At 32.7% G+C, this 17,307-nt stretch carries 9 protein-coding genes and 1 pseudogene; 1 reads left to right on the plus strand and 9 read right to left on the minus strand.

The window, feature by feature from the left end; translation table 11 throughout:
- Nucleotides 1–313: 313 nt before the first annotated feature.
- The 5 genes and pseudogenes from C1I91_RS00830 to C1I91_RS00850 form a co-directional block, all read right to left on the minus strand.
- Complete coding sequence (locus tag C1I91_RS00830; protein ID WP_128210794.1) at nucleotides 314–6,715, minus strand: immunoglobulin-like domain-containing protein; 6,402 nt, start codon at nucleotides 6,713–6,715, stop codon at nucleotides 314–316.
- Between the two features lie 193 nt (nucleotides 6,716–6,908).
- The gene (locus C1I91_RS00835) at nucleotides 6,909–8,024 is read right to left on the minus strand and encodes a response regulator (RefSeq protein ID WP_128210795.1); all 1,116 of its coding nucleotides are present in this window, start codon (nucleotides 8,022–8,024) and stop codon (nucleotides 6,909–6,911) included.
- A 344-nt stretch (nucleotides 8,025–8,368) separates the two neighbouring features.
- Complete coding sequence (locus tag C1I91_RS00840) at nucleotides 8,369–10,687, minus strand: glycosyltransferase family 39 protein (protein WP_128210796.1); 2,319 nt, start codon at nucleotides 10,685–10,687, stop codon at nucleotides 8,369–8,371.
- Nucleotides 10,688–10,803: 116 nt separating this feature from the next.
- A pseudogene (locus C1I91_RS29695) lies at nucleotides 10,804–10,951 on the minus strand (glycosyltransferase); the annotation flags it as partial.
- A 358-nt stretch (nucleotides 10,952–11,309) separates the two neighbouring features.
- On the minus strand, nucleotides 11,310–12,299 hold the full coding sequence (locus C1I91_RS00850) for a polysaccharide deacetylase family protein (protein ID WP_128210798.1): 990 nt from the start codon (nucleotides 12,297–12,299) through the stop codon (nucleotides 11,310–11,312).
- A gap of 579 nt (nucleotides 12,300–12,878) precedes the next feature.
- On the opposite strand from C1I91_RS00850, the gene C1I91_RS00855 reads away from it, so the two are divergent.
- Nucleotides 12,879–13,670 (plus strand): glycoside hydrolase family 16 protein, encoded by a 792-nt coding sequence (locus C1I91_RS00855; RefSeq protein ID WP_128210799.1) that lies wholly within the window; start codon nucleotides 12,879–12,881, stop codon nucleotides 13,668–13,670.
- A gap of 401 nt (nucleotides 13,671–14,071) precedes the next feature.
- Here C1I91_RS00855 and C1I91_RS00860 read toward each other — a convergent pair whose 3' ends face one another.
- The 4 genes from C1I91_RS00860 to lepB all read right to left on the minus strand — a co-directional run bounded on the left by C1I91_RS00860 (nucleotide 14,072) and on the right by lepB (nucleotide 17,165).
- A complete protein-coding gene (locus C1I91_RS00860; protein WP_128210800.1) occupies nucleotides 14,072–15,253 on the minus strand; it encodes a cation diffusion facilitator family transporter in 1,182 nt (393 codons plus the stop codon).
- A gap of 318 nt (nucleotides 15,254–15,571) precedes the next feature.
- Nucleotides 15,572–15,850, minus strand: coding sequence for a hypothetical protein (locus C1I91_RS00865; RefSeq protein WP_128210801.1), 279 nt, complete (start codon nucleotides 15,848–15,850; stop codon nucleotides 15,572–15,574).
- 26 nt (nucleotides 15,851–15,876) lie between these two features.
- Nucleotides 15,877–16,248, minus strand: a complete 372-nt coding sequence (locus C1I91_RS00870; RefSeq protein ID WP_128210802.1) for an SdpI family protein — start codon at nucleotides 16,246–16,248, stop codon at nucleotides 15,877–15,879.
- A gap of 356 nt (nucleotides 16,249–16,604) precedes the next feature.
- A complete protein-coding gene (lepB, locus tag C1I91_RS00875) occupies nucleotides 16,605–17,165 on the minus strand; it encodes a signal peptidase I (RefSeq protein ID WP_238475904.1) in 561 nt (186 codons plus the stop codon).
- Between the last annotated feature and the right edge of the window lie 142 nt (nucleotides 17,166–17,307).

The following is a 17,307-nucleotide window of genomic DNA, read 5'->3' on the forward strand; positions in this document are numbered from 1 at the left end:
TAATTTATACTTGCTTTGAAATTGGACTCTCGCTAATTTTAATAGTTCGGTTAGGAACTATATATATAGGTATCCTTTACGAAAACTTAATTTTTATATGTTTGATAATCCCGGCTTCTGGGGATTTTGTGGCATGTATAAATTAATAGTTGAAGTTGGTTCCCTATAGCCATAAAAAGATTTTAAGTTTAACTTTATTTAATCATAATATATTAAAGAGGTTGAAGCATAGATTTTTATATCTAACTTCAACCTCTTAATTTATTTGTGTTCTAGCTATATTTCTTTAAGAAGCAAATTCTAATATATACTTTTACCTTCTTTTTCTTCTGGCTAGTACAATTCCACCGATAATAATAACAATTATCCCTATAACTAATAGTAGATTAGAAGATATTAAACTACCTGTCTTAGGAAGGTTAGTTTGCTTAATAGTTTTATCTGGTGCATTAACCGGTGTTATGGTTTTACCTGTACCAACTTTGTCAGTTACAACTGTATTTGGGGTAGCTTTAACTACTTCAGTCTTATCTGGTGTTACTGGTACCACAGGTTTAGCGGTTCTATTCATGGTCACATCAAATCTTACTATTTCATTATCTACAGATATAGTAGGACTCTTAAATGTATCATAGCCCTCTTTATCTGCTTTTACATAATAGTCTGTACTTGGGAATACCATAAATGCATATTCACCATCAACATTGCTTTCTTGAGGATTGGCATTGTCAGATGGTTTAAATCCCTTAACTTCTGGTAGATTTACTATACTATCTGGCTTTATTCCTTTAGCTATATTTCTAGCTGTATTAGCATAATAAAGAACGACATGTACTCCATCAATTACTTTTCCTGTAGCACTATCAGTGATTGTTCCATATGGGTCAATTAATACATTAGTTATATTAATCTGGCCACTTTCTGCTACATTAACATTTGCAGTACCAACAATTATCTTTTGACCACTTGCAAAAGTATAATAAACAGCTAAAACATATTGCTTTCCAACTGAAAGTCCATCAGCCTGGAAACCACCTTCATTTTGGTTATTATCCATAGTTGCTAGCATCTCTGGCTTAACATTTGATATGTCTTGTCCTTTCTTTATGTCAGTCTTAGAGCTATCAAATACAGCCATATTTAAACCACTAAATGATGTAAGTACACTTGTTTTTCCATTAGTATCTTTAGTAAGTAATAGTCCAGCAACGGTATTATTTGAGGCATAAGTTTCCTTCTTATCTCCAGTTATATCTCCTGCTACACAGTTCTGTTTGAAAGTCTTTAATTGTACAGCATCACCTATCTTTACTGGCTTTGTAATATTAACATCATAACCAATATTACCTTTAGGTACTGCAATCTTATACTTTCCAGTTTCATCAGTAACCATCTTAGAATAGAAGTCTACTATTCCATCATTGTTAAAGTCCTTAGAAACCACAATCGCTGCTCCACTTACAGGCTTTCCAGTTTCATTATCCACAACGATACCTTGGATACTTCCAGGTTCAAAGGTTACAAGAATTTGCCTACTTGTGCTTAAGCCATTTTTAGCGTCTGTGATAGTAGCCTTTACAGGTATTACTTCACTTGTAGTGCTTTCTATTTTATCAGATTTATAATCTACATAAGCTGTACCATTATTATCTGTCACAGCTGAATTCCCATTAGGGAAGCTACCCTTTGACGCATCAAAATCAACCTTTAGTCCCTTTAGAGTGTTTCCATTCTTGTCCTTAACAACTACGCTAAGCTTCGTTGTTGAAACGCCATCTCCAACTATTGTATTTGGATTAGAATCCATCTCTATGTTGTAATTAACTAGAGCTATATCTTTTTTCATAGTAGGATCTAAGACACTATTAGGTTTAGCATCAATCTGTACTGATGTAACGTTGTTATTGCTATCATGAGCTTCTAATATATACTGACCTAACTTAACATTAGGTAATGAGTAAACTCCCTTTGAATCAGAAGTAGTTTTGTATATAAGTTTTCCTTCTAGATCATAAAGGCTTATATCTGCTCCTGCAATTAATGAATTATCTTCCTGTTTCACTACTTCACCTGATAGACTAATGCTCTCTATCTTATCTATAATATGAACGTTTCTAACAACCTCTTTGGCAGCATTGCCACTTGCGTCCATAACATTATACTTTACAAAATAGTTGCCTTTAACATTAGTGTTAACATTACTATCCATAGCTATCTTACCAGTGATATCACCATCATAGTTATCTTTAGCAACAGCACCTTGGTCCTTATATTCTGTTCCTACCTCTAATGTTATATCAGAATCACCCTTCATCTCTATGATAGGCTTTTTCGTATCTACAACTTTTACTATTCTCTTAGCTGTATCAGCTTTATTCCCAGATAAGTCAGACACATCGTATGATATAGTGTATTCACCTATTTTATTAGTATCAACTACTCCCTTAGTTTTAATACTATCTGTAAGATTACTGTCATAGTTATCAGTTGCAGTAGCACCACCATCAGTATAAATGTTCTGAGCTTCAACTGTAACAACTGAATCCCCTACTATATTTATAACTGGCTTTGTTGTGTCTTTTACATGAATTGTTCTTACTATTGTATCAGCAGCATTTCCTGATCCATCTTTAACATTGTAAACTATTGTATAATCTCCAAGCTTATCAGTGTTAACTGCTCCTGAAACAACCAATTTTGAATTTATGTCATTATCATAATTATCACTTAAAGCAACGCCAGGGTCTACATACTTACTATGAACTTCTATTGTTTGTTCAGCATCACCCTTTAAGGCAATAACTGGTTTAGTTGAGTCTACTATGTGTATTGTTCTTTTTACAGTACTAGCACTATTATTAGCAGCATCTTTTACGTTATAAGTTATAACATAATCACCTAGCTTATGAGTATCAACATTTCCGCTAATAACTATATCCTTGGAAATATCTCCACTATAGTTGTCAGTAGCAGTTGCACCCTTTTCCACGTAATCATGATTAACTTCTAAAGTTTCATCTGAATCGCCCTTTAAGGCTATTATAGGATTGGTAGTATCAACTACATGTATAACTCTTTTAGCCGTATCTGCAGCATTATTTGAATTATCCTTAACATCATAGTTTATACTATAATCTCCAACCTTATCAGTATTTACTTCTCCAGACTTAATTATCTTAGAAGTTATATCCTCATCATAGTTATCAGTTGCAATAGCACCTGGATCTACGTAAGAAGCATGTACTTCAATAGTTTTATCTGTTTCTCCCTTTAAGCTTATGATAGGTTTAGTAGTATCTAATACATGTATAGTTCTTTTTACTGTATCAGCCACATTACCTGAGCTATCTTTAACATCATAGCTTATAATATATTGTCCAATTTTATCAGTATTAACTTTTCCACTAACAGTTACATTTGAAGTTATATCATTATCATAGTTATCAGCTGCGCTTACCCCTTCATCAGTATACCCTTTGTGAACTTCAACATTTATATCAGAATCACCCTTTAAGGTAATTACAGGCTTAGTAGTATCCACTACATGTACTGTTCTTTTTAAAGTAATAGCAGTGTTATTTGAGCTGTCTTTAACGTCATAACTTAAAGTATAATCACCAAGCTTATCAGTGTTAACTGCTCCTGAAACTGAAACCTTGGATGTTAAATCATTGTCATAATTATCATTAGCTGTGAATCCAGCTTCTTCATAATTCTTATGAACCTCTATAGTTTGGCTTTCCTCACCTTTTAACTTTATAACAGGTTTTGTTGTATCTACTACATGGATGGTTCTTAATATTGTATCAGCTTTATTTCCCGAACTATCTTTAACATTATAAGCTATAGTGTAATCTCCAAGCTTATCTGTATTTAAGTTTCCATTTACATCAATTGCTGAGCTTAAGTTCTCGTCGTAGTTATCACTTGCAACAGCCCCTAGATCTACATATAAACTATGAACTTCCAATGTTATATCTGACTTTCCTACTAAACTAATATTAGGTTTTGTAGTATCTACCACATGTATGTTTCTCTTTACTGTAGCAGCAACATTATTTGAGCTGTCCTTAACATCATAGGATATAACATAATCTCCAAGCTTGTCTGTATTAACTTCGCCAGATTTTATTGCCTTTGATTCTATATCTTGATCATAATTATCTTTAGCTGTTACACCTTCATCTAAATAATTATTATGAACTTCTACAGTAATATCTTCCTTACCATTTATGCTTAGTACAGGTTTAGTTGTATCTACTACATGTACTGTTCTTTTTACTGTATCAGCAGTATTATTTGATATATCTTTTACATTGTAATAAATCGTATAATCTCCAAGCTTATCCTTGTCAACAGTTCCTGTTACTGAAAGTCTTGAAGCAATTTCCGGGTCATAATTATCACTTGCTATAGCACCTGCATCTACATATTCATTATGAACTTCTAAAGTAACTTCTGAGTCACCGTTGATAGTTATCACAGGCTTAGTTGTATCTACAACATGTACAGTTCTTTTAACCGTATCGGCACTGTTATTTGATGAATCTTTAACATCATAAGATATAACATAATCACCTAGCTTATGAGTATCAACCGTTCCACTAATAACTATATCCTTAGAAATATCTCCATTATAGTTGTCAGTAGCAGTTGCACCTTTTTCTACGTAATCATGATTAACTTCTAAAGTTTCATCTGAATCACCCTTTAAGGCTATTATAGGCTTAGTTATATCTACTACATGAACATCTCTTACTACAGTAGAAGTATTTCCTGCAGCATCAGATACAGTATATGTGATAGCATAGTCACCTACCTTGCTGGTATCTACTGATCCTGTTTTGACAAGCTTGTCATTCAAATCTCCGTCAAAATTATCAAAGGCAGTTGCACCTTCTTCAGTATAGGTTAACCCAACTTGTATCGTTCTAGATTGCATTCCTATTAGTCTAATAACAGGTTTTTCGCTATCTTGAGCAAATGGTTCTGAATAAGTATAACCAGATTCTAACTTACCTGGATCCACAGCTTTTACTCTAAATGCTGAATGTGGTGATGAATATCCACTAGGTAATGTATAAGTGTACTCTAAATCATTACCAGAGTATATTGTGGTCCAGTTATCATCAGCACCATATTCTAAAACATAGGTCAATTTATCATTATCTGGGTCAACAGAAGCTGCCCATTTAGGCGTTATTACATCACCAGCTTTATGATGCTGATCAAAAAGACTAGTTGTAAATCCTCCTGGTGTTGAAGGCGCATGATTTACCGCTGAAATAGATAAGGTTTCTGTAGCTGTATTAGAGATAGCCCCTATAGAACTTCTAGCAGCCCAGTCAAATGATGTGTTCCCATGCCAATACTTATTCGGTATAAAAGTTAACTTATCTATATATGAAATAGGTATTTCTTGTGATACTCCTACAGGTACCCCGTCATAAGCAAGGACCCCATTATCCGGACGTGATTTAATAATTACACTGGCTAAATTGCTAAACATTGAAGTATATGTTACTAAAAAATCAGATTTAGTAAAATTCATTAATGCATCACCAACGCCATTTTTGGTGAAGTTACTTATTCTAGGAACTCCAACATAATTAATAGTACAAGAATTATATGCCCCACCTTGAGCTACAGCCTTAACTACAGCATTTCCTGGGCTATAATTACTGTTGTTAAATGTTACCGCAGCATTTCCATTGCCATCTGTTATTACATTATATCTATCTAATGTCCCATAGTCAGTTGTAAGGGTAACAGGTATATTGGCAGCATTACTTCCATCTGCATTCTTTACATTTATATTTACAGTACTATTATTAGTAACTTCTGTAGAAGGTGCCGCAGATACAGAGACCGTTGTAGGTGCTGATATATATGTATTTTTTGTAGTATCTATAGGATTATATTTTGAATCAAAATACCACGATACTATGTCATGTTCTTCATAGCTTCCACCAGTAGCTGCTGTAAAGCCAGAATAAACTTCATTAGAACCTAGAGTCTGAGATAGATTTATTGTATAAGCTAGTGTTGGTAGTTCTGGTCTTGAATTAATGTTACTTATTCTGACCTCCAACTGATTAGTATCTCCTTTATAGTCAACCCAAGCATACTTGGTAGCACCATCAGCTAAATCTATCCCCAATGGTTTTAAGCTCTTGGAAGCTACTGATACAGGGCTACCATTGACATTTATACCTATATGATTATTGTCAGGATCATTCATGTTTGCAGTTTTTGTTACATCATAATAGCCAGTATTTTGATAAGTATCAAATTCAATACCTATACTATTTTGAATACCTCCATATCCTATAGCTGCTCCAGTAGATCCTATGCTATTTGTATTTGTATCAAGTACGAATACTATTCCGTCTGCTCTTGACCCAGTGCTCTTCATCTGAAAAGTGAAGAATGAGCTAAAGGATTTATCACTAGCTACCGAAACCTTTTGCTTATAAAAAGCACTTCCTGCTAAATTGCCAGAGTTTCTAGTAAGTCTTATTTGTCCATTCACAAGTGCTGCATCACTTTGTAAGGTAAGCATATTGTTCATAGCTAAGGCATTGAAATCTTGATAAGCAAAGCTTATCAATTGATTTGTAAGTGCATAAGCAACGGTATTTGCATTCGATAAAATAATCTGAAAGGCAAATAAAAAACTTAAAAGAAAACTTATTGGCTTAAGTCTTTTCTTCATAATGTTCCTCCTTTATTTAATAATTTACAAAAAATATAATTAATACATAAATTTTATCAACTTCATCTAAACAAAATCTAAACATATAAAAAAGTGATTAAAATGCATATTAAAAGTTTTATATTTTCTTATGCAGTAAAAAGCACTACTATAATTTGATACTTAATATCAATTTATAGTAGTGCTTTTCTAATTATTGAAATATTGAATATAATAATTTCTTCATCCTTGAACCAGGCTCTATTCCAAGCTCCTCAATAACAATGTCATAATAATGTCGGTATTGATTCTCAGCTGACTTAAGATCTCCCATCAAAGCATACACCTCCATAACAAGTTCATTTACTTCTTCAAGAAGTGGATTTTTAATTAGTATGCTTTTTAAACTAACTAAAGCCTTGTTATACTCTGCCTTATTAACATAATAATTAGCCATCTTTTTTAAAGTATTAATATATAAGTTTTTTAATCTCTCCTTCTCAAAGATTGCCCATACAAAATCATTATCTTCGAAGTAATCGCCAGTATATAATTCTATAGCACCTTCTAATGCATTAATATTGTCATCATAAACTTGATCAAAGCCACTTATAACTTCCTCAAACTCAATAAAATCGCATTTAACCTTATTGGTTAAAAACTTATAACCCTTACTTGAAAACTCGAAGTGATCTTCAATTCTTAAGTTCTTTACAAGTTGTCTCATATTATAAATTGTAGTAGATAATAAAGCAGCTGCTTTATCTTTACTCATATAAGGCCACAAAATTTCTAGCACTCTATTTCTTGGCACCATAGTATCTCTGTTATGAACTAAAAAACAAAATAGTTCCTTAGTCTTTGAAGTTCTCCACTTTATATTATCACTAGGTTCTCCATTAAAAATAATATCTATATCACCAAAGCATCTTATTAACTTCAATTTGCTGATACCAACACTGGATACCAAACTAAGTTTAAGTTTAAGCCTATCTAAGGTCTTCTCAATTCTTTCCTCAGATACTGGTTTTAATATATAGTCTATGTCATTAATTTCGTAAGCTGTTACAGCAAACTTTCTATGACCTGTTACAAAAACCACTTCTATACCAGGCTTGATAGTTCTAAAGACGTTAGCTGCATCAATTCCTTTAATTTTAGGCATCTCTATATCTAAGAATACAGCATCAACTTCATTATGCCTTGTAAACTCAATGGCCTTCATAATATCAGTATATGCACCAACTATTTCTACAAATTCAAAATCATTTAATATCATTTTAAGTGATTCTACCGCTAAATTCTCATCATCAGCAATTAATATCTTCATCCCTTTTTACTCCAAAATCATAGCATTTAATTCAGCCCTTTATTATTTGGTAAATAAACTTATTTTTTCACCTTATTATATACTAACATTTTCTTACACTATTAGACATATTTTTTCATATAATCCATTAAACTTTTTATAATCACCTTAATATGACTAAACTTATATCAACAAAATATCAAATAATGGCTATATATAATTTCAACATAGCACTTTAGCAGAGTACAAATAACTGATATAACTTTTACAGAAGTATATACTAAAATGAAAACATCAAAAAACATACATGCAAGTAGCAATTTACTGCTATTACATGTATGTTGTATTTTTATTACCCCACTATACTATTTTGAAGATACACTATCTGTATATGCTTGTAAATCATATAGAGTTCCAGAGTTTCTTCCAAACCCTCCATCTCTTTGATTAGTCTGGTCATCTTGCGTTGATGAATTGCTATTAGCTTTTGAATTACTTGATTGATCAGCAGTTGAGTTGTTATCTGTTGGTGCATTTTCATCTGTTGAGTTACTGTATTCGCTAGAAGAAACTACTGTACCATTTTGCTGTACCCAGCTCATTATTTCACTGCTAGCACTTGAGTTTCCTCCACCACCCATTCCACCAGTCATTACATATCGTACTTCACCCTTCTTAACTAATTCCTTAAATTGATCTAGAGTGATTGATTTATCATTACCTAAGAAGCCACCTATTGCCATAACAGGTTCTCCAGTTTGAATTATTATCTCAGATGCTGAATTTGCATTAGCTACAACAAGTAGGTATTTTTGATTAGCTGTTTTATTCTTCTCTAAGAAGCTAACTAAAGCTGAATCCTTGGTGTTCTCCATACCTTTCCCCATCATTCCTTCTCCTGATGAACTTCCAGATAAAAGCTCTAGGCCTGCTGCCGGGAAAGAGTTGTTTACAGGATAAACTAAAGTTGCCGCTGATCCTACAAAAGGAGTCACCATAAGGCCTGCTACTGCTAAACTCACTAGTATTTTCTTTAATTTAAGTACCTTACTATGTTTTTTACTACTAGCTTCATCTTCAAGCTCCTTTTTACCTATGTTCATAAGGTTTAATATTAAAAGGACTATTGAAGAACCAAAACATAACACTATAACTAACGCTGCTAATATCTTTATTATGCTTGAAGTATCTACAAAGTAGTAAAGCATAAGCATTTGAGCTAATCCATTTGCAAGAAGTGCTACTGGCAAGAACCAGGACTTCCATCCTCCTTCTTTATGCATCTTCCACATATAGGTTATTCCAATGCCTGCTAAAGCGGCTGTTGGTGGAGCTAACATAGTTAAGTAGTATGGATGAAAAGTTCCTGTATTAAAGCTAAAGTATACAAACACTGGCAAGAACCACATTGCCCATAAAACTAGTTGTTGTTTTTTGATGTTGTCTAATCTAAAGCTTAGTTTTTCCTTGATAGCTGCTGCTAGGAATCCAAACATAGCAAGTGGTATAAACCAAACTATTTGATCTGAAAGTATGTTCTTTGAAAATAATCTTGTTATGCTAGAAGTAGTTTGACCTCCAAAGGAGCCTTGTAGTCCTGAGCCTCCGCCCATTCCTCCTCCGCCTTGCATGTTACCTCCTGGTCCCATACCTCCACTTGGCGGTGTAAACTGTCCATTTCCTCCTGGTGCCATCTGACCATTTCCATCCTGTGCATTACTGTCTGTTCCTTGATTATTGCTTCCACTTTGGTTACTTTGCGTAGAACTTGAAGTATTTCCACTTTGATTGTCGGTTGTAGCTGAAGATGAATTAGAATTACCCTGTGGCATTGAAGGACGCTCGCCTTTTGCACCAGATCCACCTCCTGGACCGCCATTTCCGTTGCTACTACTACTTAAACTAACTCTCTCTAATCCATTGTGCCCTACTATAAGTTCCATAACAGTGTTGTTAGTACTGCTATCCACATACGGCCTATTGCTTGCAGGTACTAAATCTACAACTACTGCCCAGGATAGAGAAACTGCTATAAGTATAAATGTACTTATTATCAAGTTTATTATTCTCTTCTTTATTGAAGTTGCAGTTGAAAGAAGATAAGTTATATAAAGTGCTGGAGCTATCATATATGCTTGTAGCATCTTTATATTAAAACCTACACCTACTAAAACCATACTTAATATAAGATATTTAAGCTTCCCTTTTTCAGCTGCCACTGTTAGCGCCCAGCATGCTAGTAAAAGCACCATAACAAGTGTATTATCAACTGAATTATTCCTACTTACCGCAACAAATACTGGTGTTATTGCTAGTGCTAAGGCTGATATAAGACCAGCTGCACTTCCAAAGCTTCTCTTGACTATGTGGTATATTAATACCACCGATATTACTCCAGCAAGAGCTTGAGGTAATATTATACTCCAACCACTATATCCAAATATCTTCGCTGATATGGCTTGAAGCCAGAACCCTAAAGGTGGCTTATCTATAGTTACAAACCCAGCTGGATCAAAGGATACAAAGAAGAAATTCTTAAAGCTCATAGTCATACTCTTTACTGCTGCTGCATAATAAGAATTGGCTGTTCCCTCAATACTTAAATTCCATAAGTTAAGTACTGCTGATAATATTGTTATTAAAGCTAAAGCTATATTTTCTTTAGTAGCTTTTATCTTTTTCATCACTAATCCTCCCCTAATATAAAACTAATGTAATTTATTTGCACTATCATAATTCATTGTGCTTTCTACTATATAAGTAGGCCTATCTTTACTTTCACTAAAGCTTCTTCTTGTGTTAGCTTTACTACCATCATTTATAAATATAATTTCGCAACGTTCCTTGGTTTTATTCATTACGAACTTTAATCTTCTGTAACTTTCACTAACCACTAACTCTTCGTTATACAAAGGTATCAGAACAGAATAACTAACTTCCTTACTCATTTTAATCACCTCTACAATACATAAGAAATCTTTTAATATCTGCTTCCTTGATTAAGATTATAAAAATAAATAATCTAACTAATATCGAAATAAAATGTGAACTTTGTGTGAAAGACAATACCAAAACATTCATTGAAAATAATAACACTTAACTGTATATAAAAAATAAAGGCTATGTTCAATAATATTCATTGAAATTAAGTGGTTAAGAAGAAGATGCTATACGAGTGAGACCTTAGCACAGGCCCATTAAAGCATCAGATGACTCACTACTTACTTTCAAATCAGTACTTTAACAGAGCCAAAATAAAAAGATGTGTAACTTCACTATTTTAGTGTAGCTATACATCTCTATTAATTATCTGATAGTCCTAAATTCGTAACCCTTATTTTTCAAGTCAGTTATTATATATTGAAGAGCCTCCGCTGTACTTTTTTTACCATAGGTGTCATGCATGAGCAGTACCACCTGCTGCTGTCCTACAAAAGTCTGGTGATATCTTTTAATAAGTTGCTCTCTGGTCTTTGGACCACCTTCAGCATCCCCTACTAAGGCATTCCAATCTATATATTTATAGTTTTTATCAGCTAATTGCTTGTCCAAGTCTTCTGTTCCCTTCCAAGAACAATGCCCTCCTGGAAACCTCACTATATCTGTAGTAAAGTCTTCACCTAATACGCTTTTAAGTATTTGATCTGTTTTTTCTACTTCTGCCATAAAAGCATTTGCATCGGCTCTACCTTTAGGAAAAAGCTTAGAATAGTTGTGTGAGTATGTGTGATTACCTATTGCATGCCCTTGATGGTATATATCCTGCAAAATACGCTTAGCTTCTGGCGTGTCCTCTACCTGCTTTCCTATAACAAAAAATGTTGCTTTTATATTGTTATCCTTTAAAACCTTTAGTATCTCAGGTGTTACAGTGGTAGACGGCCCATCATCAAAGGTTAAAAACGCAATCTTTTTTCCATCTTCTATTTTAATATGCTTCGTTAATAGATCTTGTATCTTAGAAGCATCAAAGCTATTCTTATTTATCTCTATTGTAGATTCATACTTTTCAGTCATGACTTTATATACTGGATTCCCTGCTTTGGCTCTTACCTCTAACTGTCCCTCTTCATTATTTATATCCCTTACTTTATCATCAGTCTTATTAGGTAATTGCTCATCTATATTTAATTGCTGATTATGTATGGTTGCTTGTCCATTTTCTATATTCTTTTTATTATCAATCATATTATTTAATTCAGTAAACCTTGAAGACATTATAATTAACATTATAAATATTATAGTAGTTAGTCTTTTTACCCAGGCATTCTTACTAGCTTTCTTATTTTTCAACATAGGTTCCCCCAATCTATTATCTTACTAATCTTAAGAACAATCATATTTGTCAGAAGGATATCTTATTATTGTACGATAAAATCTATTTTCAACTTTATTTCTATACATTGATATGATTATTACCTATGCTTTATTCGTAAAAAACTTGTTAATGTATTATCACTTACCACCTATACATTTTCAGTAAATACTAAAAATATAACAAATAAATTATTTTTATATATACACTTATTAACATATTATGATATAATTAGTTTATAAAATTCTTAATCTTCTAACTATTCGCACATACATAGAAAACATATTGTTCTATATGTAGTAATGTTGCATCACATTCGTAACAATTAACTTATCTTTTACACTTTTCTTAAAATAGATTAAAGAAAGGAGGATTATCTTACCGATACCAGACATTCTATAAACTCACCTAGATTTTTACTATTTTGTCCTTAGCAATAATTGAAACTGCAGCTTTCATCAGTAGTTCTCTTTATCTGTACTCTTCTTGAGATGGGTGAAGAAATTCTGGCAGGCTATATTTTTCTAAAGAATAAAATCTAAATATTTAGGAGGATTATTATGTTAAAAATTAAAAAACTTCTTACTATTCCAGCTATACTTGCTCTTACTGCATCTATTATGCCTTACACCAATTCAACTCCAGTTAAAGCTGCTACTGCTTCAAACTTAGTTTGGAGTGATGAGTTTAATGGCAGCTCTATTAACACCTCAAATTGGACCTTTGAAACAGGTGCAGGAGGTTGGGGAAATAATGAACTTGAATATTATACAAACAGACCTGAAAATGCCAGAGTAGCAAATGGCAATCTAATTATAGAGGCTAGAAAAGAAAACTATGGCGGTTCAGCTTACACTTCAGCTAGATTAAAAACTCAAGGTCTTAAAAACTGGACCTATGGACGAGTTGAAGCAAGAATAAAGATGCCTAATGGACAAGGTCTTTGGCCTGCTTTTTGGATGCTTGGTCAAAATATAACCCAAGTCGGATGGCCAGGATGTGGAGAAATAGATATAATGGAGCATATCAATTCTGAAAGTGTGGTTCACGGTACTATCCACTGGGATAACAACGGTCATGCGTCCTATGGAAATCAATCCGGTAATATTGATGTAACTCAATACCACACCTATGCAATACAATGGGATACTAACTCAATAAAATGGTTTGTTGATGGAGTTCAATACAATGAAGCTAATATAGCAAACAACATAAACGGTACTGACGAGTTCCACAAGCCATTCTTTATAATATTAAATCTAGCTGTTGGAGGAAGCTGGCCTGGTAACCCAAGTGGCTCAACTGCTTTCCCTGCTCAAATGCTAGTTGATTACGTTAGAGTATATCAATAGAACTTTAAAATAAATCTCTGTTAAAGTACTGTGTTGAAATTAAGTGGTCAGTCATCCGATGCTTAGATGAGCTTACGCAAAGAATTAATATAATTTTGTCCTAGTAGCTCATTCATATAGCATATCCTTCATAACCACTTAATTTCAACAATATTATTAAACATAGCCTAAAAAAAGTACCTAGAGAGGCATATCTAATCAATACGCCTTTCTAGGTACTGTGTGGTTTTAACGACAAATATAAATTTATACATGCCATAAGGTTTCTAGCCCTAACTATCTTTGAACAAGTTTCATAAAGAATAGCTATACCACTTGCTATTAAAACTTACATATTCAAATTATCCTCTCAAAATCCATAGGAGTCTTGATGATAGCTTTCGGCTACAAGTTGTACAAATTTAATAGAATTCTCTATCAAAATTTATAATACTTTTATAAGATGGATACATTTCAGTTATAGTTGCTTCTATCCTATGCTTAATCTCTTTTTCCTTTGCTTCAGCAAAATAAGGTTTATCCAATACTGCATCAAATATTAGAGTTTTCTCATCACAATCTCCAACAACTCTAAAGTCATGAATAGATATTACTCCCTCTATTTTGCCTATATGCTCAAATACCTCTTCTCTTAACTTAACGGTCTCTGGATTGTCAGTCTTTATAGGATCCATGTGTATTGAAAGATATACATTCATACGATGACCAATCTCTTTTTCAGCCTTATCAATAACATCATGAATCTCCATCACAGGTATATTATATGGAACCTCTGCATGAAGAGAAGCAATGTACCTTCCAGGTCCATAGTTGTGAATAACCAAGTCATGTACACCAGTTATAGGTGCATAGCTTAACACACTATTAATAAGCTCATCTACAAATTCCTTTTCTGGAGCCTTTCCTATTATAGTATCCAACGTATCCTTACCAAGCTCAAACCCTGAATGAAGGATAAATATTGATACCACAACACCCACGTATCCGTCTATAGGAAAAGTAGTAAATCGAGTTATCAATAAAGATAGTGTAACCATAGATAAAACTAATATATCAGTGAAAGATTCTAAAGCCGAAGCCTTTAGAGCTGATGAATTAATAGTATTACCTATGTAGTTAGTAAACCTATTAAGAAATATCTGTAAGGGTAGTGCACATAGCATACAAACAAAGCTTATGAGGTTAAAAGGAACGCTCACAGGATGTAATATACGTAAAAAAGAACTTCTTAAAAATTCCACTCCTACTACCAATATAGCTCCCGCAAATAGCAACGCTGTAAGATACTCTATTCTTCCATATCCAAAAGGATGCTTGTCATCTGCTGGACGATTGGAAAGCTTAAAGCTAATGATTGTGACTAAGGATGATAGTGCATCTGTAAGATTATGAAATGCATCTGCTGTAATAGCTATACTGTTTAGAAGTAGCCCTATAACAAGCTCCATAATCAGGATCGAAGAATTAATTATAATACCGACTTTACCTCCAAGAGAACCATAGGACTGTCTAACATCTTGAGAATTAATATTCTTATAGTCCTTTACAAACCTTTTGATTAAATAATCAAATATAAACTTCAAGTAAACTCACCTCCAATTATTATTCTATTCTTATATCTTGTGTTTCTTTACATGTGAATTGATAAAACTGCCATGCATGTACTACTTTGAAAGATAAGTATCTTATCGCACCTTTATTAGTGTAAAAGTGTTTAAAATACATCTTTAATATAAGCAGTATATCCATCTTTCAGCAAACTACACCTAAATATTATACCATATAAATCCACATACTTGCACAAGATAAGATAGCCAGTTGATGGGTGAGTAATAGCCTTTAACAAGTTATCAGCTTGTAAATCCCAATAAACCTTACTTCTACAAAGTATAGCTAGCTATTTAATCAATGTACAAGTAATTTACTAAGAGTGCTACAAACATAGGAGCTGCAAAATAAGCATATTTTCTAAGAACTTTTAATCTATCAAGTTCCTCATCATTCTTTTGAGCAACGAAAGGATAAGATCTTGCTCCCAAACCACTTCCCGCTGCCCCTATCATAACAGTAAATATAAAGATTACTTCATTTGCCTTAGTAAATATCCACATTTGTCTAAGAATTAAGCTAACAATGATAATTACAGCCTCAACTATAAGTCCTAATATAAAAGTCTTCATTTTTTACACCCTTTCTTAGTAAAACCTTATCTAGGCAATCCATTTTTATCAAACTTGTTTTTTAACTTTTTCTCTGTATAAATTAATCCTACAATGATTGCAGATAACTGTATTAATACTATAGCTACAACTACTTGCCCAAGTTTATCAATATTACTATTTATAAATATTACTAGTAATATTAGAGATACTATTATTAAAGGTACATTAATATATAAACATACCTTACCAAAACATCTGTGAGCAAAATCCCAGGTTTCCTTATTCTTCATGGACATAGTAGTCCTATAACCATAAATCATACTAATATCTTTCGGTGGATTGTTCCTCCACCTAAGCCCTATAAATAACATAAGCACTGGTATTATCAGTACCACTATTGAAAAAAATATCTTCATAATATCACCTTCATATAAAATATACTTTCTAATTATATGATCTTTCTTATAATTAGGTATTCATTAAGCTAATTATAACTACTGCTTACTTATATTACAATTTTTTCAAACCATATCATTTATTACACTATTCCTCCTTAGTGTTAAACTAAGTTACATTAGCTTTAAATATCATTGAATACTTAAAGAATGGTACATTGACTTTTTACCAAATACTATTGCAAAGCACGTCTTATTTATAGATAAAAAAGCACCTTGTAAATAATAAAGGCTTTTAAAACCCTTTATTATTTACAAGGTGCATATTTCTTTAATTAGACTACTATTAATGAATTTGCTTAAGTGTCATTTTATAATTAATTGCCTTTGGTAGAAAATCCTCCAAGTCTGTTAAAGGGATATATTATAAATCGAGCCTTTCCCATAATCTCTTCTCCATTTATATAAGGCTGTTTCCACCTTCTAGCATCATCTGATTCTGCTCTGTTATCGCCCATAAATAGATAACTATCTTTTGGAACCTTAAAACTTCCAGCTAAATTTTCTTTATTTTTAACATATGGTTCTGAGTATTCCTTATCATTTATAGTCATCTTCCCTTCATTGTCTATAACAACTGTATCTCCAGGAAGCCCTATTAATCTTTTTATAAGGTCTTCATTCAATTCTTTGGAATGAAATACGATAACATCGCCTCTTTGCAACTTACTTCTATCATAAACCTTTGTCACCACTATCTGATCTCCTATTTTAATAGTTGGGTACATGGAGGCTGAGGGAACATAAACTTTATATAATAAAAACTTATTTACTAGGAAAGCAATTAACACTGCAGCTGCTATAGGTATTACATAGTCTTTTATTATATCTATAATTCGTTTCATTACACTACTTTTCTTATTTATGGCCTTTAACATTATTTAATCCACCTTTCAATTATTATTTTTCTAAAATACATAGGCACTTAATATCTGCCTTTATACACAGTTAAAAATGTATTATTCAAACATATTATTAAATAGTGTTGAATTAGTTTAATTACATATATTGTAAATTATG

Origin of the sequence: Clostridium manihotivorum (assembly GCF_004015185.1) — a bacterium.
GTDB classification, from domain to species: Bacteria; Bacillota; Clostridia; order Clostridiales; family Clostridiaceae; genus Clostridium_AR; species Clostridium_AR manihotivorum.

Bases quoted from the DNA above. Each gene is read 5' to 3' on its own strand.
- C1I91_RS00855 (WP_128210799.1), top strand. From the start codon at position 12,879: ATGTTAAAAATTAAAAAACTTCTTACTATTCCAGCTATACTTGCTCTT.
- C1I91_RS00850 (WP_128210798.1), bottom strand. From the start codon at position 12,299: ATGTTGAAAAATAAGAAAGCTAGTAAGAATGCCTGGGTAAAAAGACTA.
- lepB (WP_238475904.1), bottom strand. From the start codon at position 17,165: ATGTTAAAGGCCATAAATAAGAAAAGTAGTGTAATGAAACGAATTATA.
- C1I91_RS00870 (WP_128210802.1), bottom strand. From the start codon at position 16,248: ATGAAGATATTTTTTTCAATAGTGGTACTGATAATACCAGTGCTTATG.
- C1I91_RS00830 (WP_128210794.1), bottom strand. From the start codon at position 6,715: ATGAAGAAAAGACTTAAGCCAATAAGTTTTCTTTTAAGTTTTTTATTT.
- C1I91_RS00840 (WP_128210796.1), bottom strand. From the start codon at position 10,687: ATGAAAAAGATAAAAGCTACTAAAGAAAATATAGCTTTAGCTTTAATA.
- C1I91_RS00835 (WP_128210795.1), bottom strand. From the start codon at position 8,024: ATGAAGATATTAATTGCTGATGATGAGAATTTAGCGGTAGAATCACTT.
- C1I91_RS00865 (WP_128210801.1), bottom strand. From the start codon at position 15,850: ATGAAGACTTTTATATTAGGACTTATAGTTGAGGCTGTAATTATCATT.